Origin of the sequence: Ruania halotolerans (assembly GCF_021049285.1) — a bacterium.
GTDB classification, from domain to species: Bacteria; Actinomycetota; Actinomycetes; order Actinomycetales; family Beutenbergiaceae; genus Ruania; species Ruania halotolerans.
In genome coordinates this window covers 2,985,068-3,006,868 of sequence record NZ_CP088017.1, presented here as the reverse complement: position 1 = coordinate 3,006,868, position 21,801 = coordinate 2,985,068, and the positions used below count along the sequence as shown (strand labels likewise).

The following is a 21,801-nucleotide window of genomic DNA, read 5'->3' as shown; positions in this document are numbered from 1 at the left end:
GCATGAGCGTCGCCCTGGTGCGGGATTCCTCGCGGGTCACAGGACCGCGCGGAGGAATTCCTTGGTGCGTTCATGGGTCGGGTTGGAGAACATCGCCTCTGGCTTCGCGTCCTCGATGATGTGTCCGCTGTCGAACATCAGCACCCGGTCGGAGACGTCCTGGGCGAACTGCATCTCGTGGGTCACGATCAGCATCGTGATGTCGGTGGTCTCGGCGAGATCGCGCAGGACCTGGAGCACATCGCCCACGAGCTCGGGATCGAGTGCCGAGGTGACCTCGTCCAGCAGCAGGATCTCGGGGTCCATCGCCAGCGCTCGGGCGATCGCCACGCGCTGCTGCTGACCACCGGAGAGACGGCTCGGGTGCTGATCAGCCTTATCTCCCAGGCCCACCTGATCCAAGATCTCCTTGCCGCGTGCACGGGCCTCATCTTTGGACTTGCCGAGTACATGGACGGGCGCCTCGATGATGTTCTCCATCACCGTCATATTCGGGAACAGGTTGAACTGCTGAAACACCATCCCGATCCGGGTGGTGAGTTGAGCGACCTCCTTGTGGCGGCGGGCCACCCGGCGACCGTTCCGCTCCAGGTGGGTGAGCGGCACGCCGTCGACGTAGATGTACCCGTCGGTGAGCGATTCCAGCGTCATGACCAGACGAAGGATGGTGGTCTTCCCGGAGCCCGAGGGACCGATCAGGGTGACGCGTTGGCCGCGCTCGACCTGGAAGTTGAGGTCGTCAAGCACGGTGAGGTCGCCGAACTTCTTCACGACGTTCTCGAACTTCAGTGCCGGTGCACCCGGCACTGACTGCAGGGATTCGTCAGTAGGTGGCAAGACGGTTCTCCAGTTTCCGCATGAGGACGGCGGTGGGGTAGCTCGCCGCGAGGAAGATCAGACCGGCCAAGGTGAAGGATTCGACGTAACTGAAATTCTTCCCGCCGAACTCTCGCGCCTCTGTCACCATTTCCGGCACGGAGATCATGATCAGGAACGGCGTGTCCTTGAACATGGCGATCGCCCAGTTGCCGAGCGACGGGAGAGTCGCGCGGAGTGCTTGGGGAACGATCACCGCACGCCAGGTGCGCGCCTTCGACATGGACAGGGCAGTGGCTGCCTCCCATTGGCCGGGTCGGATGGACTCGATCCCCGCCCGGTAGGACTCGGCCATATAGGTCGAGTAGTGCACGGCGAAGACGACGAGCCCGATCGTCAGCGCTGACACGTCCGTGGCGATCAGGAACGAGTAGACCGCCACCAACTGCAGCGGAATCGGCGTCATCCGAATGATGTCAAGAACCCGGAAGACGACGGCGGCGATCGGACGCGGTGCTTCGCGAAGGACAACAGCCCAGACCATCCCCAACACGGCGGCGCCGATCGAGGAGACCACGGTGACAAGTAGCGTGATCTTCAGAAACTGCGTCAATAGCTCGGGAAGGGCCTCAAAGGTCAGGTCCCAACTCCAGTTCATCTCAGCCCACCCCCGCTGCTGTTTCGGCCTTCTTGGCGGCCTTGGCTGACGGGTTCTTGAGCCCGAGGCGCCGCTGTGCGCGAAGTTCAAGCCCTCGCATCCCGCTGGAGAGTGAGAGATTCAGCGCGTAGTACAGAGCGAATGCACAGCCGAACGCGAACACCTTGCCCATGGTGCGCACCAGATCGTCGGCGACGAACGTGATGTCCTGGAGGAAGATGAAGTTCGCCAGGGCCGTGCCCTTGACGAGCATCACCAGCAAGTTATTCAAGCCAGGCAGCATCAATGCCCAGCCCTGTGGCCAGATGATCCGGACCATGCGATGGACGGGCTTCATCGACAGCGCGGTGGTCGCCTCCCACTGCGCTTTGGGTACTGCGGCGAGGGAACCACGCACCACCTCGGCACCGTAGGCACCGTAGTTGAGGCCCAGAGCCACGATCCCGGTGGGTAAGGGATCCCAACTCACTCCCATCTGCGGCAGAACATAGAAGAGGAAGAAGAGCTGCACCACCAGCGAGGTGCCACGGAAGAACTCAACGACCACACGCGCCGGAGCCCGCAGCCAACCGTGCGTGCTCAGCCCCATGAGGCCGAGCACCACAGCAATCACGAGAGCGACGACGGCGCCGCCCAGGCCGAGCTGGAGAGTGACCACCAGCCCGTCCCAGAAGCGCGGCGCCGCCGTGCTCAACTGGTCAAGAAGACCGTCCACGAGAGTGCTGCTCAGCCAGCCTCGGGGAGTTCCCCGGCGCAGAGCATCTCAGTGGTGATGTCCTCGCCCGGGTACTCGGCCTCAGTGAAGCCGAACTCGCCGACGATGGCCTCGAAGTCCTCGGCGCTACCGATCACGCTCCGGTAGGCCTCGTTGTAGGCCTCGCGGAACTCGTCGTCACCCTGGGCGAACACGGTGGCACCGGCGCCAACCTGGGATACGCCGTCGATCTCCGCGACGAACGGCTCGGTCACCTCGACGGCGGCGTCGGCGTTGCGCTCGGCAAGTGCACGCAACGAAATACCGGTCAGGGCGAAGGCGTCGACTCGGCCAGCCTCCACAGCTTCAAGCCCGTCTTCGGGGGTGCCGACGGTGGAGACCTCGATGCCGAGGTCCTCGGCGTAACCCTGCTCGATGGCACCGCTCATGGCCGACATGGTCAGGTCCGTGTCCACCAGATCCTGCAGCGTGCTGAGGTTGTTCGGGTTCCCCTCAGGGACCATCAGCGCCGTGGTGTACATGATCTCCGGAACGCCGAAGTCTGCCTGCTCACAACGCTCGGGCAGGATCGACATCCCGGCGGAGATGGCGTCAAACCGGTCGGCCTGCAGACCCGGGATCAACGCGTCCCACTCCACGACGGTGGCCTCGATGGTGTCGATGCCCATCTCGGCGAAGACGGCCTCGTGAATGGCGATCGTGGCACCCGTGGGGTCACCGGCGTCGTCGAGGAAGCTGTACGGCTCCTCACCGTTGATACCGACGACGATGGTGCCAGACTCCTGAAGCTCCTCCAGGTGCGACGCTTCGCCCCCTCCGTCACCCGAGCCGGCGCCGTCTCCGTCACCGCTGTCGCTGCCGCAGGCAGCGAGGCCGAGCGCCATCGCTCCTACGGCGGCCGTCATCGTGACGGCCCTTCGCTTCGTGGTTGTCATCATGGTCCCTTCGGTCGGACGAGGCCAAGCCTCCCGGATACCGGCCCGTCGTGCAGGCTGAACGCGTCACTCTCCGATGGCTTGGGCCACTAAAAAGGCACGCGGTACCGGACGGGTCACCCCGACTGGTCATGGATGCTTCTCCACGCTAAGCAAGTGCTGCGCATGCCTCAACCGGAAGACCGAAGCCTGTGGACGTCGATCCCCTCCGCTGTCCGCACTCTCGCAACCGCAGAATCCTGCGCTTCCACGACCTTTCTTCAGGGGTGCCGACCGCCCCCTGGGGGCGTCGCCTTTCACCCAGGTATCGTTATCGCTCTGAGACATTTCCGGCGAGTAACCTGTGATGACTTGATCAAACCTTTGCTAAACATTGGCATTCGATGCGGCTTCCGCGCGAATGCTTGAAGTCCCGATGGTCTCCATTGCCATCCCGCAAGGGCAACGCTGTGCATCCGTGCGCGGCCGTGGAACGATAGAGGCCATGGCGACCTTGTGGATGACTGGCGACGCTGATGCAGACCGACTCCTGGAGAGCGATCCACTCGCGCTCCTGATCGGGATGCTGCTCGACCAGCAGGTGGCGATGGAGTCCGCCTTCGCGGGGCCGAAGAAGATCGCGGACCGCATGGGCTCCTTTGACGCTGCCGCTATCGCCGGTGCCGATCCGGCGGAGTTCAAGGCGATGTGTGCCACGCCTCCGGCCGTGCACAGGTTCCCCGGCTCGATGGCCGGGCGCATCCAGGCGCTGTGCCAGGAGTTGGTGGATTCTTACGACGGTGACGCCGCTGCCCTCTGGACGCGGGGAGATCCAGATGGGCGGGAGGTTCTGCGTCGGCTGAAGGCGCTACCCGGCTTCGGAGAACAGAAGGCCAGGATCTTCTTGGCCCTGCTGGGTAAGCAGCGCGGGCTCGCCGCCGAGGGATGGCGGGAGGCGGCCGGTCCATACGGTGAGGACGGGGCGTTTCGGTCCATCGCTGATGTGCTCGACGAGGAGTCGCTGCTGCGCGTTCGAGCCACGAAAAAGGCGGCCAAGGCCGCGGCGAAGGATGCTGCACGGGCACGATGACGCGGTGTTGAGCGCGCGCACACCGGCCGTTGGCGCTCGGACGCACCGGCTTTGCCCTGCCATGAGGGTGTCGCCAGCATCACAGCCGTTTCGTCGAATCGATTCGTGACATCTGGCCCCCGCCGCGGACAATAGAGATGACCGCACGCCTGTTCACGCCGCTCTGGGAACTCCTTCTTGTCATCCGATACCGCACGCTTCGCGACCGACCGCTCCGACCACCACCGCGATGATGCGCAGATCGACAAGACGGCAGGGACCGCCGCCCCGATCGTGACCCCCGCTGACGGTGTCCCGCGGGACGTGGTCGTGCGCGCCGAGACCATCGCGGAGGCCAGTGGCGTCCCCGGCGCTTCGGCGACCTCGCACACCGCGACGACCCCGCCCCGCGTGCCGGGTGCCGCCGGACGCCCGGTCGCGCGCCGCCGGACCTCCCCGAAGCTCGTGCTCCTGCTGGGCGCGATGGCCGCCCTCGGCGCCCTGACCACGGATATGTACCTCCCGTCGCTGCCCGAGGTGGTGACCGACCTCGCCGCCGGTGAGGCCTCGGTGCAGTTCACCATCACCGCCACCCTGATCGGCGGTGCACTCGGGCAGCTGCTGATCGGACCACTCTCGGACAAGTACGGCCGCCGCCTCCCGGTGCTGTTCGGCATCGTGGTGCACATCGTCTCCTCGTTGCTATGCATGATGGCAGCGGACGTGATGCCGTTGATCGCGTTGCGGATGATCCAGGGCATGGGCAATGCCGCCGCCGGAGTGGTGGCCGTGGCCGTGATCCGGGACCGGCTCTCTGGCGCCGAGGCCTCCGCAGTGCTTTCCCGCCTGATGCTCGTGATCGGCGTTGCGCCGCTGCTTGCCCCGACCATCGGCGGCATCATCGCCTCGATCTGGGACTGGCGGATGGTGTTCGTGGCCCTGGCCCTCTACGGCGCGGCGCTGTTTGTGATCGTGTGGCGGTTCCTGCCCGAGTCCCTGCCCGTGGAGCGCCGCAACACCGGATCCGTGCGATCGGTACTGGGCACCTACCGGGTCCTGCTGCGCGATCGTCAGTTCGTGGCGCTCGCCCTCCTGCCCGGTCTGGGCATGGCAGCTCTGTTCGCCTACGTGTCCGGCTCACCGTTCGTGATCCGCGAGGGATACGGGCTCACCGAACACCAGTTCTCCCTGTTGTTCGCTGTGAACGGCATCGGCCTGGTACTGGGCTCGCAACTGAACGCCGCGTTGGTACGCAAGTTTGCTCCGGTGCGCATCATGCGACTGGCACTACCAGTCTCGACGATCCTCGCGATCGTGTTGCTCGTGGTGGCGGCTACGGGTACCGGGGGATTGATCGGACTGTGCATCCCGCTGTGGCTGATGCTCTTCGTGAATGCCCTCGTGCCGCCGAACGCTTCAGCGCTCGCCCTCACCCGCCACGGCGAGCGAGCCGGTGCCGCTGCCGCGATGATCGGGTTCTCTCAAGCCGGGGTGGCGGGCATGGTCGCTCCGGCGGTGGGTCTGCTCGGCGCCACGGCGACGGCCATGTGCATCGTGATCGTCGCGGCCATGATCGCCTCCACCCTCGTGCTCGCGCTCGGTACGCCTGCCTACCGCCGCGGTGGCTGGACGGCCTGAACCTGACCGGGAGGGACGCCGTCGGGCGCGAATGGCGGCCGGCGGCCTGTTGGCACTCGAGCGGCAGACGGGGCACAGTGGAGGGATGAGCGCCACTACCACCTCGACCCCCATGTCCGAGGTGCTGCAGCTGCAGCGCACCGCCTTCCACCGCGACGGCTTCCCCGACGCGGCAGTCCGCCGGGACCGGATCGACCGGTTCGCGCACGCCGTCGTGGCCAACACCGATGCGCTCGTGGATGCCATGTCGGACGACTTCGGGCATCGGCCCGATGTGACCACGCTGGTCTCGGACATCGCGACGCTCGCGGCAGACGCCGAGTTGGCTCGCGCCCGCGTCGGAGCCTGGATGCGCCCGCGCCGCCCGTGGGGGCGCATCGGCGGGCTGCTGGCCGGTGCGGCCGGCCTGGATGCTGCGGTGCGCCCCACCCCGCTCGGAGTGGTCGGAGTGATGGGGATCTGGAATTTCCCGATCAACCTCACCGCGATCCCGGCGCTGTCTGCGCTGGCGGCCGGGAACCGCGTGATGATCAAGATGTCCGAAGAGGTGCCCGCCACCGCCGAGGTGTTCGCCAACGCCGTGCACGACGCCTTCGATGTAGAGGAATTGGCCGTGGTGACCGGGGATGTGGAGGTCTCCAAGGAGTTCTCTTCCCTCGCCCTGGACCACCTCTTCTTCACAGGTTCGGCGCAGGTGGGATCGGCCGTGATGAGCGCTGCTGCCAAGAACCTCACCCCGGTGACCCTCGAGCTTGGCGGGAAGAACCCTGTGGTGGTGGCGCCGTCCTCGATCAGCAAGCGAGCCCAGTTGCACCGAGCGGCGCAGCGCGTGGCGGTGGCACGCCTGATCAACGCGGGGCAGGCATGTATCGCTCCGGACGACATCTATGTTCCGACCGAGTCCGCACGCGCCTTCGTACAGGAGGTGTTCAGCACCTGGGGCCGCGTGGTCCCGGAACTGTTCGAGCGGGATGAGATGCCCACCCTGATCAATGACGCCGCCTATGAGCGGATCACCGCGCTGCTGGAGGATGCCGCTGAGAAGGGCGCCCAGGTGCTCACCGCCGTGCGCTCGGACGAGAGCGGCCAGGATGCGCTCCGCTCCGCGCGCATCATGCCCCCCACAGTGGTGCTCGGAGTGACCGATGAGATGGACATCGCGCACGAGGAGATCTTCGGGCCCGTGCTCGCCGTGCATCCCTATGACGATCTGGACGATCTGATCGACGAACTCGCGGATAAGCCCCAACCACTCGTGGCGAGCTGGTTCGGCCCGAAGGATGCCGACTACAGCAAGTTCGTGGCGGGCACGCGCTCCGGTGGGGTGGCTCGCAACGACTACGCGCTGTCCCAGTCCCTGCCGGGTATGCCGTTCGGTGGTGTGGGAGCCTCCGGGATGGGGCAGTACCACGGCCGCTACGGGTTCGAGACCTTCACCCACCACCGCTCCGTGGTCGGCTCCGATCTGCCGTTCTCGTTCACCGACCTGCTCACCCCGCGGGAGAGCACCACACTGCCCGACGCCGTCCGCTCCGGGTTGTCCGCATACCGCAAGTTGCTCACATGGCGCCTGCGCTGACTGCTCAGGACGGTGTGAGGGTGCTGCCCACGCAGACGGTCGGGGCGGGATCGCTCACGTGATCAAGCCCGCACCCATCGCGTACCCTTGCCAGTTGTGGCTACTGACTTCCCCGTAGAGATCCAGGGTCTGCGCAAGATCCTCGACTCGATCACCGCTGTGACCGATCCCGATGCGCTGCGGGAGCGGATCACGCAGCTGTCCGAGGAGGCCGCAGCGCCGGATTTGTGGGACGACCCCGAAGCCGCCCAGAAGGTCACCAGTGCGCTCTCCCACGCGCAGACGGACCTGGAGCGCACGGAGAACCTCGGCGCCCGGATCGACGACCTCGGCGCGCTCGTAGAGCTGGCTCAGGAAGAGGACGACGCCGACACTCTGGCCGAGGCCGAGGCCGAGTTGATCACGATCCGCCGCAGCCTGGAGGACCTGGAGATCCGCACGCTGCTCTCCGGTGAGTACGACCAACGCGATGCCGTGGTGACGATCCGCGCCGGAGCCGGGGGTGTGGACGCCGCCGACTTCGCGGAGATGTTGATGCGGATGTACATCCGATGGGCCGAGAACAACGGGTACGACACCGCAGTGCTGGACACCTCCTATGCCGAGGAGGCCGGGTTGAAGTCGGCCACGTTCGAAGTCAAGGCGCCCTATGCCTTCGGCACGCTCTCAGTGGAGGCCGGCACGCACCGTCTCGTGCGCATCTCACCGTTCGACAACCAGGGCCGGCGGCAGACATCCTTCGCGGCCGTCGAGGTGATCCCGCTGATCGAGCAGACCGACCATGTGGAGATCCCGGAGACTGAGATCAAGGTGGACGTGTTCCGCTCCTCCGGCCCCGGAGGGCAGTCGGTGAACACCACCGACTCCGCCGTGCGGATGACCCACATCCCCACCGGGATCGTGGTCTCGATGCAGAACGAGAAGTCCCAGATTCAGAACCGTGCCGCCGCGCTGCGGGTGCTCCAGTCCCGCCTGCTCCTGCAGCGTCAGGCGGAGGAGAGTGCTGCCAAGAAGGCCATGGCGGGAGATGTGAAGGCTTCCTGGGGCGATCAGATGCGCTCCTACGTGCTGCAGCCGTACCAAATGGTCAAGGACCTGCGCACCGAACATGAATCCGGGACGCCTTCGGCGGTCTTCGACGGCGACATCGGGGGCTTCATCAACGCCGGCATCCGGTGGCGCAAGCAGCAGCAGCTCGAGGCTGAAGCAGGGGAGTAGCACCGTCTGAACCCACTTTTCCTCTCTGAACTCGCGCCGCCGGGGGTTCGAACACGAAAAGTGGGTTCAGTTCGGTTGCTGGCCACTCTCCGGCGTGTCACCGGAGCAGCCGCCGATCGGCTGCTTACGCTGCCTGTGGCCAGGGTTTGCCCTTCCCCTTCCCCAAGACTGGCCAGGCAGCGCAGTGATTCGGTTCAAGAAAGTGTCCAAGGTGTACGCCCGAGGGGCGCGCCCTGCCCTCGATCAGATCTCCCTTGAGGTCGGCCGGGGTGAGTTCGTGTTCCTCGTCGGAGCCTCCGGTTCGGGCAAGTCCACGTTCCTGCGCCTCGTGCTGCGCGAAGAGCGGCCGACCAGCGGTTCGGTCTACGTGGCGGGCCGTGACCTCGCCCAGATCTCCCAATGGAAGGTCCCGCACCTGCGACGCCAGCTCGGTTGTGTGTTCCAGGACTTCCGCCTGCTGCACAACAAGACCGTGTTCGAGAACGTGGCGATTGCGCTGCAGGTGATCGGCAAGCCGCGCCACCACGTGATGAGCACGGTCCCGGAAACACTGGAGATGGTGGGACTGGCGGGCAAGGAGAAGCGGCTGCCGCACGAGCTCTCCGGCGGAGAGCAGCAGCGTGTCGCGATCGCCCGGGCCTTCGTGAACCGGCCGGCGATCATCCTGGCTGATGAGCCCACCGGAAACCTGGACCCCACCACCTCCGTGGGCATCATGCGCCTGCTGGACCGGATCAACCGCACCGGCACCACCGTGGTGATGGCCACCCACGATGACGAGATCGTCGATCAGATGCGCAAGCGGGTGGTCGAGTTGGTGGACGGCCAGATGGTGCGCGACCAGGACCGCGGCGTCTACGGCGCGGCGCGCTAGGGCCGGGGATAGTTATGCGACTTCAGTTCATCCTCTCCCAGATCGGCAACGGCCTGCGGCGCAATGTCGCGATGGCGATCTCGGTGGTACTCGTCACCTTCATCTCGCTCACCTTCGTGGGCGCCGCGGTGCTGCTGCAGATGCAGATCACCAATATGAAGGACGACTGGTACGACCGTGTGGAGGTCTCGGTCTTCCTCTGCCCCGAAGGCTCGTCCGTGCCCACCTGCGCCGGCGGCGAAGTGACCGAGGAGCAGATCGAGACGCTCCAAGGTGTGCTCACCTCCGACGGGCTGAGCCCGTACGTGGAGGAGGTCTTCGTCGAGACGAAGGAGCAGGCATACGAGTCGTTCCAGGAGCAGTTCGGCGATCAGGACTGGGCGCAGCGCATCACCGAAGAACAGATGCAGGTCTCCCTGCGGGTGAGCCTGGTGGACCCAGAGCTCTACCAGGTGGTGGCGGATGAGATCACCGGGCGGGACGGCGTCGAGGAGGTGGTGGACCAGCGGGCCATCCTCGAGCCGCTGTTCCTCGTGCTCAACCGGGCCACCATCCTGGCGGTGGGGTTGGCCGGCGTCATGATCGTGACCGCCGTCTTGCTGATCACCACGACGATCCGGCTCTCGGCCATGAGCAGGAGCCGGGAGACCTCCATCATGCGCCTGGTTGGCGCCTCCAACTTCTTCATCCAGCTCCCGTTCATGCTCGAGGGCGCGATCGCCGCGCTTCTGGGTGCGGTCCTGGCGAGTGCAGGGCTGTGGTTCGGCGTTCGCTCGGTCATTGAGAACTGGCTCGCCGACTCGGTTCGCTGGGTCAATTTCGTCAGTACCTCCGATGTGCTCGTGGTGGCCCCGCTCCTGGTGGCCATCGGAATCGTGCTGGCGGCGATCAGTTCGCTGGTCAGCCTGAGCCGTTACACGAAGGTGTGAGTGAGATGGCCCGACGACGTCCGTCCAGTCCTGCTGCTCCGTTGCGCAGGTCCCGAGGTGCGTTGGCAGCAACCCTGGCTCTCGTGCTGGTGGTGCTTGGCGGCTCTGCGATGGCCGATGAGCGCGATGAACTCGAGGAGCAGCAAGAGCAGAACGAGGCCGACCGCGAAGAACTCTCCGCGGCCCTGGAGGGCACCAACTCCGAACTGGCCGACGTCTACCTCGAGTTGGACGACATCGAGCGGCGGTTGCCGATCGCCCAGGATGAGCTGGAGGTCGCCAATGATGAGTTGGCGGCCGCCGAGCGGCACGCGACATCGGTTCAGGACCGCCTCGACGTGGCCGAGGCACAGCAGGAGGATCTGACCTCCGAGATCGACCTCACCGAGGGTGAGATCAGCCAGACCGAGACGGCGATGGGCGAGGTGGCCCGTTCGGCCTACCGCGGTGGCGAGGGTGCCTCGACTCTCTCGGTGATCTTCGAGGCCAGTAGCGCAGACGACTTCGCCAGTCAGTACTCGGTGATGAACTCAGCACTACGCACTCAAGACCAGACGCTCACCGACCTGGAGGGCCTCGTGGCGGTCAACCGCAACCGGCAGGCGCGCCTGGATGCGGTGGAGGAGCGCATCGGCGAGCTGAAGGTGGAAGCCGATGCGGCCGTGGATGCGGCCGCCGTGGCGCGCCAGAGCGCGGCTGAACTGGTCACCGAGATCGAGGGGCTTCAGGCCGATCAGGAGGCGCGCGCGGGCGAGCTGGAGACCCTGCGCGAGGACTACAACGACCAGATCGCGCAGATCGAAGAGGACAACGAAGAGATCGCCAGCGAGATCGCCGAGATCGACCAGCGTGAGCGTGAACGCGAGCGAGAACGCCAGGCCGAGTTGGAGCGTCAACGGCAACAACAGCGACAGCAACAACAGAACACCGGCTCGGGCGGCGGCGGTTCGGGCTCCGGCGGATCTGGGTCCGGGGGTTCTGGCTCCGGGGGCTCCGGATCAGGGGGTTCAGGAGGGGGCGGAAGTTCCTCGAGTGGATCGCTGATCCCTCCCGTCCCACAGCCCCTCCACGTGACGTCCGGGTACGGCATGCGCTGGTATCCGATCACGGGTGGGTACTACATGCACCAGGGCGTGGACCTGCGCTCCGCCTGCGGGAATTCCCAGGTGGCCTCGGCGTCGGGCAAGGTGTTCGCGGTGCGCCCTGCACCGAATGGCACGCACGGCAACCAGGTGATGATCAACCACGGCACCATCGGCGGCAACACCTACGTGACCGTCTATAACCACCTGTCCCGGTTCGCGGTCCGGCAGGGGCAATCCGTCTCACAGGGTCAGACCATCGGGTATACCGGTGCCACCGGCAACGTGACCGGCTGCCACGTGCACTTCGAGGTGTGGCGCAATGGCTCCACGATCAACCCGATGGGGCTTTCCAGCTTCTGATGGCGCAGCTCATCCGCTGACCTCTCGAGGAAACAGTTCGAAGTGAGGCCTTGGCCGGGCTTACAGTGTGGACCGGCGAAAGAGATCAGAGGCAGACGGATGAGCAACAAGGCCAAGGGCGCAAAACAGAAGAAGGCGAGTGGCGCCGTCGACCCCAAGACGGTGAAGACGGTGGTGGCGCGCAATAAGAAGGCGCGGCACGACTATCACATCGACGCCACCTACGAGGCTGGGCTCGCACTCACCGGGACCGAGGTGAAGTCGCTGCGCGCCGGCCGCGCCTCCCTCGTGGACGGCTGGGTGTACGTGGACGCCGGTGAGGCCTGGTTGGAGAGTGTGCACATTCCCGAGTACAGCGAGGGCACCTGGACCAACCACTCTCCGCGCCGCAAGCGCAAGCTTCTCCTGCATAAGGAGCAGATCCTCAAGCTCACTCAGCGTACTAAGGAGAAGGGCTTCACCATCGTTCCCTTGGAGTTGTACTTCATCGGGGGGCGGGCCAAGGTGGAAATCGCCGTCGCGCGAGGCAAGCAGGAGTGGGACAAGCGCCAGGCGCTGCGAGAGAAGCAGGATGCGCGTGAGGCACAACGAGCGATGAGCCTGCGCCAGCACCGCTGAACTTCGCTCGGCCCGGGTAGTCGTGATCTGCTGCAATCCCTCCCGCCTTCGCCGCACGTATCCCCATCACAACCCCTTCTGGATGGAGTGAGCGGATGCGGATCAGGACGTACGTGATTATCGGCGCAGCAGTGGTGGTGGTGGGCGGTGGAGCCGCGCTCGTCGGCCCAGGAATCTATGCCGACTGGGCCAACTCACGCGCCGATGAGGCGCCGAGTCTGCGCTCCACCGATCAGTCCTCAGCAGCGGAATCAGCGGTCGACCCGGCGGGGGTGACCGGAGAGTTCTCGTTGGCCGAGGGGTCCTATGCCGGATATCGGGTGCACGAGATTCTGCAGGGCAATGATGTGAACGTCACCGGACGCACCGAGTCCGTGCAGGGCTCGGCCACCGTGGTGGCTGGGGTGGTCACCGAGGCCACGATCACCGTGGACATGGCGAGCGTGGCCACCGATGAATCCGCCCGCGATGCCTACTTCCGCGATACGGCGCTCGAGGTCGAACAGTTCCCGGACGCCACGTTCACGCTCACAGCGCCGGCCGAGATCCCCGACGGCGGTGGTCCCCTCACGCTGTCCGGTGATCTCGAGGTGCACGGCGTGAGTCAGCCCGTGGACTTCGAGGCGCAGGCGTCCGTCACGGAGGAGCAGATGGAGGTGGCCGGCGCCGTGCCGATCACGTTCTCCGACTTCGAGGTCGAGGCCCCCGATTTGGGGTTCGTCACCGTCGATGACGCCGGCGAGGTGGAGTTCTACCTGGTCTGGGACTCGGCGGCCTGAGTCTCAGCGCGCTGGAACGCCTCACTACCTGGAACGTCAGCGCCCTTGGTACACGAAGTCCGGGATCGCGGCCGCCACCCGGGCCAGCCAGGCGGCACGTTCAGCGAGCTCAGCCGGTTCGGCGAACCCGGTGCGGAAGCTGACCAGTTGGTTGCCGACGATCTGCAGTGTGGTCTCCGGTGGCCCCTCCTGCATGGCGGCGATCACCGTGGGCGCGAGTAGGGCGTGCGCGAGTTGATCGTTGGAGGCCACCACGCGCAGACGTTCGTTGAACTCGTGCGACTCGGTGTCCAGATCGCGCAAGAGCCCGAGCGAGGTGGCGACGGACCCGCCAGGTCCCTCGCTGAGCAAATTGAAGGTCGGCAGGGAGCCAGGTAGTTCGAGTGTGCACAGGGAGTTGTTCTCCCCCGAGGACGTCACCCGGGTGCGCGTCCATGTGGTCTCGTTGCTCCACCCCCGCCCCTTCGTTCCGCATGCCACGGCGGTGCCGCCCGCGACGCGTCGATACATGACGTGGGCCGTCTTCGCCGATCGAGTGTCGGCGAACAGATGCCGGAGTCCGAGTCGCTCCAGCACGGCAGGATCAGTGCCCACGTACGTCCATCCGGCGGCCTGCGCGGCTGCGGCGACATCCGCGGCGCTGCGCCGGTCTGGGCGGCCGTTGCGCAGGACCACGACGATGGTGACCACGGCGATCCCGGCGCCCAGGAGTGCTGCCAGAATGCCCACCGCGATGATCCAGAACTCGTTCACTGAGGTGACTCCTTGAGTATTCGTCAGGGCTGATGGCGATTCATCAATGCTCGGGGCACCCGCAGGAGCGTCGTGCCACGAAGGTGAAGTCCAGCAGTTCATGTACCGGCGCGGTCAGGGTGTCCGGGTCGCGGACCACTTCGATCGCCCTCGCGGCCAGTGCCTCGGTGGGTTGCTGCACGGTGGTCAGCGGCGGGATGGAAACCCGGGTATTCGCGGTTCCGTCCAGCCCGACCACCGCGAGGTCCTCCGGGACCCGAAGGCCCAGAGTATGCGCGGCGTGCAGCACGCCGAATGCCTGCTCGTCGGTGACGCAGTAGATCGCCCGCGGACGCTCGGACCGGAGCATCTCACCTGCGACCTGCGAGGCGGCGTACCGAGAGGTGGGTGAGGCCCAACGACGGGCCGTGAGCTCAGGGTGGTCCACGAGTGCCGCGGCGAAGCCGCTCTCGTGCTGGCGTCCACCGACTGAGTCTGTCGGGCCGTTGAGGATGGCGACGTCGCGGTAACCGTGCTCGATCAGGTGTGTCGTCGCGGCACGTGCGGCGGCGGCGTAGTCGATCGTCAGGGTGGATGCGGCTGCTCCGTCGGGAAGCGGATGGAGCGCGACCACCGGGATCTTGGCCTCGGCGAGCAGGTCGAGCGCAGGATCGTCCTGGAGGGAGACGTACACCAGGGCGTCCACCCGTCGGTCCACCAAGGAGCGTACGTGGCGCGCTTCCTGGACGGGGGAGCCGGCGGAGTCGCAGATCAGCAGCAGGTGCTCGATCCCACCGGCGGCATCTTCCAGGGCGCGTGCGGTCTCGGCGAAGAACGGGTTGCAGATGTCCGGCACGATCAGCCCGATCGAGCGGGTCGACCCGGCGCTGAGGGCGCGGGCGAGCATGTTCGGCCGGTAGCCGAGCTCTGCCGCCGCTGCCAGCACGCGTTCGCGCGTCGCTGGGGCCACGTTCCGTGGCCCGTTGTTGAACACGTAGCTCACGACGGCGTTCGACGTGTTGGCAAGGCGCGCCACGTCCCGGGCGGTCACCATGTCGCAGGCTCCTCGGTTCGTCGGACGGGGCGGCATCAGCAGGATACGCAGGCAGCGGGCCACCCGAGGGCCCACGGGGGTTCACGGCGGCCCACGTGCGACCTTCGGGCCGGCCGATGCTCCCGCATTGTGCGGATGGACCTTGCGGGCGCCGGAACACGCCTGCTACGGTCGATCTAACCGGATAGATAGCGCTGGTGTCACCCTCGTCCTCGACGTCTGATCCCCTCCCATTGAAGTGAAGGTACGACCATGTCCCCTCGTAGCCCTCGTTCGCGCCTCGCCGCGGCAGCCGCAGTCCTCACGTCGGGCGCGCTCGCCCTGGCGGCCTGTTCTGACGAGTCACCGACCCCGTCCGCGGACGAGGCGACGCCCAGCGCGATCAACCTCCTCGGCCCGGAGGACCCAGCCACGTTCGCCCCGCTCATCGAGGGCTTTGAGGCCGAGCACGACGGTTACTCGGTGGAGTACACCCAGGTGCCGTTCGACCAGCTCAACTCCACGCTGCAGCAGCGACTCGGTGCCGAGGACTCGACCATCGACGTCTACACCGTTGACCAACCCCGGGTCGCCCAGCTCGCTGCCCAGGGCTACCTCGTCGACCTCACCGACCTCGCTGACGAGGCGCAGGAGGTGATGAGCCCCACCATGTACGACGTCAACGTGATCGGCGAGGAGATGTGGGCCGCCTCCATCTGGGACTCCACGCAGCTCATGTTCTACAATGTCGACGCGCTCACGGCCGCCGGTGTCGAGCCGCCGAGCTCCGACCCGGCCGAGCGCTGGACCTGGGAGGAGACGGTCGCCGCCGCCGAGCAGGTGCAGGCCGCCGGTGAGACCGAGTGGGGTCTGATCCTGGAGCAGATCGAGTACTACTACCAGCTGCAGCCGCTGATGGCCTCGCTCGGTGGCGGATCGGGCATCACCGGCGAGGACGCGCTCACCCCCGACATCACCAATGACGCGTGGGTCGAGGCCATGACCTGGTACGGCGACCTGTTCGCCGACGGGCTCGCCCCGCGCGGAGTCGGCAGCTTCGAGACCAGCCCGATCTTCGCCGACGGCGAGTCCGCATTCTTCGTGGGTGGTCCCTGGGATGTCGGGGTCTTCTCCGAGTCCGAGACGAACTGGGCCGTGGCACCGATGCCGTACTTCGACGGTGGTGAGCAGGTCACACCGACCGGCTCCTGGTCCTGGGGCATCAACCCCGCCTCGCAGAACCAAGCCGCAGCGCTGCTCTTCCTCGAGTACGCCACCCTCAACCCCGAGGGCAACCTGCTCAGCACCGAGGCGACCACGATCATCCCCGCCAACGCCGAGGCAGCGGCCGAGTATCTCCCCCAGCTGGAGGAGCTCGCCGGGGACCGCAGCGCGGGCGTGGCCGACCTGATCACCTACGAGCTGGAGAACACCGCGTTCGCCCGGCCGCTGACCGTTGGCTACGTCCAGTTCGAAGAGGTTATGAACACCGCCTTCGCGGACATCCGCAACGGCAGCGACCCGGCCGAGCGGCTAGCTGAGGCCACCAGCCAGCTCGAGGACGCCTGGAGCCAGCTGCGATGACCTCGACGATCGCCGGGCGGACCAGGAAGGTGCGCCGAGGATACGGTCGCGTCGCGCTCGCCTTCCTGGCCCCGGCGATTGTGGTGCTCGTCCTCGTCCGCCTCGTCCCCGCCGCTTCCGCCCTCTACGGAAGCCTGACCCGTTCCTCGCTGCTCACCGGCGACACCCGGTTCGTCAGCTGGGAGAACTACGCCGAGCTGCTCGGCAACCCGGACTTCCGCGGAGCCGTCGGCGTGACCGTGCTGTTCACGCTGATCATCAACCCGCTGCAGGTGGCGATCGCCTTTGCACTCGCGGTGCTGTTCACCCGCCGCCTGGCGGGCGTGCGGTGGTGGCGTTCCCTGGTGATCCTGCCGATCGCCGTGCCGCCGGCCGTCTCGGCGGTGGTGTGGAACGTGATCTACCGGCCCGATGACGGCCTCGCGAACGCCGTGCTCGGGGTGCTGGGACTCCCTCCCCAGCCGTTTCTCACCTCGCCCGACCAGGCGCTCGCGGCCATTATCGTGCTGCTCTCCTGGGTGGGTGTGGGCTACTGGATGCTCTTCCTCATCGCCGGCATCAACGATGTGCCGGGCGAGCTGTACGAGGCGGCTGCCTTGGACGGAGCCGGACCGTGGCGCAAGTTCTTCCACATCACCCTGCCGATGTGCCGGCGTCCACTCGCCTTCGTGCTGGTGGCCGACACCGTCTCCAACCTGCTCGTCTTCGGCCCCGTGCAGATGCTCACCGGCGGCGGGCCGGAAGGGTCGACCAACCTGCTCATGTACGACATCTATACCCGCGCCTACACCCTCGGTGATCTGGGCCGCGCCCAGGCCGAGGTCGTCGTCCTGGTGCTGCTCACCGTGGTGATCGTGGCCGGCCAGTTCCGCATGCTTCGGGGTGACGAGCGATGAGGGCCTTCACCACCCACAGACGGCGACTTCCCCTGACCATCCTGGCGGCCGCCGTCGGGATTCTCTTTGCGATCCCGCTGCTGTGGGTACTGACGAACTCGTTGCGCCCCGGCGCCGAGACGTTCGGCACCATCAGCCCGCTCGGCTGGGAGACCTTCCTCACTCTCACTCCGAACGTGGACAACTACACCGCGCTCGCCGGGACCTCGCTAGGGCGAGGAATCCTCAACTCGATCATTGTCAGCGTGGCGACTGTCGCCGTCGGGCTAGTGATCTGTGCGATGGCGGCGTTCGCACTCGCAGCTCTGCCCTTCCGGGGTCGTAGCGCCGTGTTCTCTGTGATCGTGCTCAGCTTCCTCATCCCATTCGACGCCATCGCCATCCCGCTCGCGGACGTCTTCCGCACGTGGAACCTGCAGAACACCTTCACCGGCCTGATCCTGCCCGGCCTCGGCAACGGGATGGCGATCTTCCTGCTGCGGCAGTTCTTCCTCGCCGTGCCGGAGGATCTGGCCGAGGCCGCACGCCTGGACGGTCTCGGGTGGTGGGGCATCTTCTCCCGCATCTACGCCCCGCTCGCCCGCCCCGCCATGATCGGTGCGGCACTGATGCTGTTCCTGTTCCAGTGGCAGGCCTACGTGTGGCCGCTGCTGATCGGCACCGACTCCGAGCACATCCTCGGCCCCGTAGCGCTGGCCAATATGCAGGGCCAGTTCAGCGTGGACTACGGGCTGATGTTCGCCGGAGCGGTCGTGCTCATCGCTGTGCCGCTGGTGATCATCCTGACGCTGCAGCGCTACTTCATCCAGTCCGTCACCACCTCAGGCCTCAAGTGAACGAAGGAAACCGCCACCTCGTGACCACCCACCACAGCGTCGTCCTCGACACCGACCTCGGCACCGACGTCGATGACGCGATGGCCCTCGCCCTGCTGCTTGGCTCTCCGGAGGTGGAACTACCCGCGGTCACCACCGTCTACGGGGACACGCTCCTTCGTGCTCGCCTGGTGCAGCGGTACGCAGGCCTGGCCGGACGGCGCCTGCCGGTCTGGGCGGGAGAGGCTGCCACCCGCTCCGGTCGGGAGGTCTGGTGGGCCGGCCACGAGGGGTCGCTGCACCCCGGTCTGGAGGCTGAGCACGTCGAGCCCGGCGACGGCGCAGCCTCCCTGGCCGAGGCCGTCGCCTCCCGGCCGGGCCGGGACGTGCTCGCCATCGGACCGCTGACCAATCTGGCCCTGGCTCTCGAGCGCACACCTTCCATGGCGGGCTCCGCACGCGGATTCTGGCTCATGGGTGGCGATTTCGCCGCACCCGAACCGGAGCACAACATCCGCTCGGACACCGATGCAGCCGCTGCGGTCTTCAACTCCGGTGCTCCGATCGTGATCTGCGGCCTGGAGATCACCCGGCAGGTGCGGATCGAGTCCGGCCAGCTCGCGGTGATCGCCGCCGCAGGGCCGTTGGGTGCGGCGCTCGCGGCGGATATCGACCAGTGGTGGAAGTTCTGGAACGAAACCTGGAACGTCCCGCACGACCCGGTGGCTGTGCTCGCGCTGTTGCGTCCGGAGCTGGTGACGCTCTCGGAGCCGGGGCGGGTGTACGTCAGCAACGACGGGGTCACCACGCACGAGGTGAGGCCGGACGGGAACGTGCGGGTCGTCGTCGGGCTGGACGCCCCTCGTGTGGCCGAGGAGATCGTGACCAGGATCGTCCGCGCGGGGGAGGCTGCCGCCAGGTAGCGATCCGTACGATGGGCGGCATGCGTCGACCGATCCTCCTGGGCAGGCTGTTCCCGTTCCTGGCTGTGGCGGTGATCGCGGCACTAGCCCTGCTGGGATCGCCCACGGCGGCGCAGGCGGACGCCGAGGACGCGTGGTCGATCGAGCAGTATCACGTGAACGCCGAAGTCCACCCCGAGGGCACGATCGAGGTGACCATCGACATGACGTTCGACTTCGCCGACGAGCCCGGGCATGGGCCGTTCCTGACCCTGGTGGAGCGGCAGGAGATCCCCGACGATCCCGATCACTACCGGGTCCTCGAATACTCCGGCATCACCGCTTCCTCGGACTCCGGTGCGCCGGCCGACGTGCACACCGAGTCCGACGACGGTGGGCTGATCGTCTACGTCGGCGATGAGAACGAGGAGGTCTCCGGAGCTCAGCAGTACACGATCTCTTACACCGTGGCCGGGGTGCCCAACTCAGGTGCCGGTACCCACGGCCAGGACGAGGTTTTCTGGAACGTGATCGGCTCCGCGTGGGAGGTGCCCATGTCCGACGTGCTCGTCGAGATCGACGGCCCCCACGCCATTCGCGACGCCGCATGCTACGTGGGACCAGTGGGCAGCGGCGACATCTGTGCCAACGCGACCTACCGGTCCGACGGCCTGGCCTCATTCGACGAGCCCTCGCTGGATAGTGGTGAGGGGATGACGATCGTGCTCGCCTACGAGCCGGATACCTTCGGTGGTGTCGAGCCCATCCTGGTCGAGCGCACCACCTGGTCGAACTTCTTCGGCGCCGACACTCTCGCCCCGTGGCTTGCTCTGTTGCTGGGCGGTGGTGGCATCGCGGCTGTGGCGGTCCGGGCCCGGCAACGTGGGCGGGACCGCGCCCACCTGGGGCTCACGCCCGGGCTGCGCCCCGTAGACGGCGTCGATTCCACGGCAGTGGGGCCCGCCGGGAAGGGGCCCGTCGCCGTCCGGTTCACCCCGCCCGACGGCGTCACCCCCGGGGCCGCAGGCACTCTCCTGGATGAGGTGGCGCACACCCATGACGTGACCGCCACCATCGTGGATCTGGCCGTTCGGGGGTACCTCACCATCGAGGAGGTGCCGACCGAAGAGACCGACGACGGTTCGCCCGACTGGCGACTGCGCCGTACGCTCACCGGTCCGCAGGCGAGCTGGGATGGCCTCCTGGCTTTCGAGGAGACGATCCTGCGGGGGATCTTCCCCGGGAGCGACCCACAGGTGCGGATGTCCGAACTCAGCACCGAGTTCGCGAAGTCTCTGGGACAGGCCCAATCCGAGCTCTATGACCGCGTGGTCGAGCGTGGCTGGTTCAGCACCTCGCCGCAGCAGGTGCGCTATGCCTGGGCGGGGGCGGGTGTACTCATCGTGCTCGCCGGGATCGGTGCGACGATCGCGCTCGGAATGCTCACCGGATGGGGGTTTCTCGGCCTCGCGGTGGTCCTGATCGGTATCGCGACCCTTGTGGCGGCGCCGTTCGCCCCCGCGCGCACTGCGGACGGAACCGCTGTGCTCGCACAGACCTTGGGCTTCAAAAAGTACCTGGAGACCGCCGAGGCGAACCAGTTGCGGTTCGAGGAGGGCGAGGACATCTTCTCCCGGTACCTGCCGTTCGCTATTGCCTTCGGAGTGGCCCAGCACTGGGCCGACGTGTTCGCCGAGGCGGCTGCCGCCGGGCAGGTGGAGCTGCAGCCCACCTGGTACGTCGGAACGACACCCGGCCTGTGGACCGCCGCAGCGTTCAGCGGAGTCTCGACGTTCGCGAGCACCGCATCAGTGTCGGTGGGAGCGGCGGTCTCGGGTGCCGGCGGCGGCTCGGGGTTCGCCGGCGGGAGCGTCGGAGGGGGAGTCGGTGGTGGCGGTGGCGGCGGCTGGTGAGGCACGTGGCGACGATCCGTGGGTAGATTGGTGGCGACGCAGCGTCATGCATGAACGACTGACGACCGACGACTGAGGAGCGAGACGATGAGCTTTGCCCTGCACCGCCTGCCCCTGCGGCTCACCGCCGGAGCCTTCATCCTGAACTCGGGACTGAACAAGCTCAACCTGGACGCCGAGTCCGCCGGGGGCTTGCAGCAGATGGCGCTGAACGCGTTCCCGCAGCTCGAACAGCTCTCCGCCGAGGACTTCGGTCAGTATCTCGCTGCCGGCGAGATCACCCTCGGCGCCTCCCTGCTCGCGCCGTTCCTGCCGCGCAAACTCGTGGGTCTGGGGCTGACGGCGTTCGCGGCCTCCCTCGTGTGGGTCTACCTGCGCACCCCGGGGATGACCGAGGACGATGGCATCCGCCCCACGCAGGCGGGGATCGGGATGGCCAAGGACGTGTTCCTCCTGGGCATCGGCCTGGCGCTGTTGCTGGAGAAGAAGTCCGCGACCGCCTGAGTCAACCAGGGCTGCACAGGGAGGGGCGCGAGATGTCGCCGGGTTCCGGTCGAGAGTCGAGCGGGGTCGTCCGGTTGCTGAGCGCGGTCTCAGGAGTCGGCCTCCTCGGAGGTGCCGCCGCACCGCTGTTGCTGGCGACCGAGAGGGCTCCCGATGGCAGCGGCCATTGG

General features: G+C 66.8%; 21 protein-coding genes. 15 read left to right on the top strand and 6 right to left on the bottom strand.

The window, feature by feature from the left end; translation table 11 throughout:
- Positions 1-36: 36 nt before the first annotated feature.
- The 4 genes from ehuA to LQF10_RS13445 are packed head-to-tail and all read right to left on the bottom strand — an operon-like array spanning position 37 to position 3,124.
- A complete protein-coding gene (ehuA, locus tag LQF10_RS13460; RefSeq protein ID WP_231064345.1) occupies positions 37-837 on the bottom strand; it encodes an ectoine/hydroxyectoine ABC transporter ATP-binding protein EhuA in 801 nt (266 codons plus the stop codon).
- Positions 824-1,474, bottom strand: coding sequence for an amino acid ABC transporter permease (locus LQF10_RS13455; RefSeq protein WP_231064344.1), 651 nt, complete (start codon positions 1,472-1,474; stop codon positions 824-826). The genes ehuA and LQF10_RS13455 overlap by 14 nt, the downstream gene beginning before the upstream one ends.
- Position 1,475: 1 nt before the next feature.
- Complete coding sequence (locus LQF10_RS13450) at positions 1,476-2,189, bottom strand: amino acid ABC transporter permease (RefSeq protein ID WP_231064343.1); 714 nt, start codon at positions 2,187-2,189, stop codon at positions 1,476-1,478.
- An 11-nt stretch (positions 2,190-2,200) separates the two neighbouring features.
- The gene (locus LQF10_RS13445) at positions 2,201-3,124 is read right to left on the bottom strand and encodes a transporter substrate-binding domain-containing protein (RefSeq protein ID WP_231064342.1); all 924 of its coding nucleotides are present in this window, start codon (positions 3,122-3,124) and stop codon (positions 2,201-2,203) included.
- 484 nt (positions 3,125-3,608) lie between these two features.
- Here LQF10_RS13445 and LQF10_RS13440 point away from each other — a divergent pair, with 484 nt between their 5' ends.
- The 9 genes from LQF10_RS13440 to LQF10_RS13400 all read left to right on the top strand — a co-directional run bounded on the left by LQF10_RS13440 (position 3,609) and on the right by LQF10_RS13400 (position 13,252).
- Positions 3,609-4,193, top strand: a complete 585-nt coding sequence (locus LQF10_RS13440) for an HhH-GPD-type base excision DNA repair protein (RefSeq protein ID WP_231064341.1) — start codon at positions 3,609-3,611, stop codon at positions 4,191-4,193.
- A 177-nt stretch (positions 4,194-4,370) separates the two neighbouring features.
- The gene (locus LQF10_RS13435; RefSeq protein ID WP_231064340.1) at positions 4,371-5,810 is read left to right on the top strand and encodes a multidrug effflux MFS transporter; all 1,440 of its coding nucleotides are present in this window, start codon (positions 4,371-4,373) and stop codon (positions 5,808-5,810) included.
- A gap of 85 nt (positions 5,811-5,895) precedes the next feature.
- Complete coding sequence (locus tag LQF10_RS13430) at positions 5,896-7,389, top strand: aldehyde dehydrogenase family protein (RefSeq protein WP_231064339.1); 1,494 nt, start codon at positions 5,896-5,898, stop codon at positions 7,387-7,389.
- Positions 7,390-7,485: 96 nt separating this feature from the next.
- The gene (prfB, locus tag LQF10_RS13425; protein WP_231064338.1) at positions 7,486-8,607 is read left to right on the top strand and encodes a peptide chain release factor 2; all 1,122 of its coding nucleotides are present in this window, start codon (positions 7,486-7,488) and stop codon (positions 8,605-8,607) included.
- A 184-nt stretch (positions 8,608-8,791) separates the two neighbouring features.
- Positions 8,792-9,481 (top strand): cell division ATP-binding protein FtsE, encoded by a 690-nt coding sequence (ftsE, locus tag LQF10_RS13420; protein WP_231064337.1) that lies wholly within the window; start codon positions 8,792-8,794, stop codon positions 9,479-9,481.
- Positions 9,482-9,495: 14 nt separating this feature from the next.
- Positions 9,496-10,410: a permease-like cell division protein FtsX gene (gene ftsX / locus LQF10_RS13415; RefSeq protein WP_231064336.1), complete on the top strand. Its 915-nt coding sequence runs from the start codon at positions 9,496-9,498 to the stop codon at positions 10,408-10,410.
- A gap of 5 nt (positions 10,411-10,415) precedes the next feature.
- A complete protein-coding gene (locus LQF10_RS13410) occupies positions 10,416-11,855 on the top strand; it encodes a M23 family metallopeptidase (protein ID WP_231064335.1) in 1,440 nt (479 codons plus the stop codon).
- A 99-nt stretch (positions 11,856-11,954) separates the two neighbouring features.
- Complete coding sequence (smpB, locus tag LQF10_RS13405; protein ID WP_231064334.1) at positions 11,955-12,473, top strand: SsrA-binding protein SmpB; 519 nt, start codon at positions 11,955-11,957, stop codon at positions 12,471-12,473.
- 95 nt (positions 12,474-12,568) lie between these two features.
- On the top strand, positions 12,569-13,252 hold the full coding sequence (locus tag LQF10_RS13400) for a YceI family protein (protein ID WP_231064333.1): 684 nt from the start codon (positions 12,569-12,571) through the stop codon (positions 13,250-13,252).
- A 36-nt stretch (positions 13,253-13,288) separates the two neighbouring features.
- On the opposite strand, the gene LQF10_RS13395 is transcribed toward LQF10_RS13400, so the two are convergent.
- Both LQF10_RS13395 and LQF10_RS13390 read right to left on the bottom strand, forming a co-directional pair.
- Positions 13,289-14,005: a hypothetical protein gene (locus LQF10_RS13395; RefSeq protein WP_231064332.1), complete on the bottom strand. Its 717-nt coding sequence runs from the start codon at positions 14,003-14,005 to the stop codon at positions 13,289-13,291.
- A 43-nt stretch (positions 14,006-14,048) separates the two neighbouring features.
- A complete protein-coding gene (locus tag LQF10_RS13390; protein WP_231064331.1) occupies positions 14,049-15,038 on the bottom strand; it encodes a LacI family DNA-binding transcriptional regulator in 990 nt (329 codons plus the stop codon).
- A 252-nt stretch (positions 15,039-15,290) separates the two neighbouring features.
- On the opposite strand from LQF10_RS13390, the gene LQF10_RS13385 reads away from it, so the two are divergent.
- From LQF10_RS13385 to LQF10_RS13360, 6 genes are all read left to right on the top strand, one after another.
- Positions 15,291-16,601 carry a sugar ABC transporter substrate-binding protein gene (locus tag LQF10_RS13385; protein ID WP_231064330.1) on the top strand — a complete coding sequence of 437 codons (1,311 nt, stop codon included), beginning with the start codon at positions 15,291-15,293 and terminating at the stop codon, positions 16,599-16,601.
- Positions 16,598-17,497: a carbohydrate ABC transporter permease gene (locus LQF10_RS13380; RefSeq protein WP_231064329.1), complete on the top strand. Its 900-nt coding sequence runs from the start codon at positions 16,598-16,600 to the stop codon at positions 17,495-17,497. The genes LQF10_RS13385 and LQF10_RS13380 overlap by 4 nt, the downstream gene beginning before the upstream one ends.
- Positions 17,494-18,333, top strand: a complete 840-nt coding sequence (locus LQF10_RS13375; RefSeq protein WP_231064328.1) for a carbohydrate ABC transporter permease — start codon at positions 17,494-17,496, stop codon at positions 18,331-18,333. Before LQF10_RS13380 ends, LQF10_RS13375 begins: the two co-directional genes overlap by 4 nt.
- Before the next feature lie 20 nt (positions 18,334-18,353).
- Positions 18,354-19,235, top strand: coding sequence for a nucleoside hydrolase (locus tag LQF10_RS13370; protein ID WP_231064327.1), 882 nt, complete (start codon positions 18,354-18,356; stop codon positions 19,233-19,235).
- 20 nt (positions 19,236-19,255) lie between these two features.
- Positions 19,256-21,127 carry a DUF2207 domain-containing protein gene (locus tag LQF10_RS13365; protein ID WP_231064326.1) on the top strand — a complete coding sequence of 624 codons (1,872 nt, stop codon included), beginning with the start codon at positions 19,256-19,258 and terminating at the stop codon, positions 21,125-21,127.
- Between the two features lie 87 nt (positions 21,128-21,214).
- The gene (locus tag LQF10_RS13360; RefSeq protein ID WP_231064325.1) at positions 21,215-21,631 is read left to right on the top strand and encodes a DoxX family membrane protein; all 417 of its coding nucleotides are present in this window, start codon (positions 21,215-21,217) and stop codon (positions 21,629-21,631) included.
- Positions 21,632-21,801: the final 170 nt, after the last annotated feature.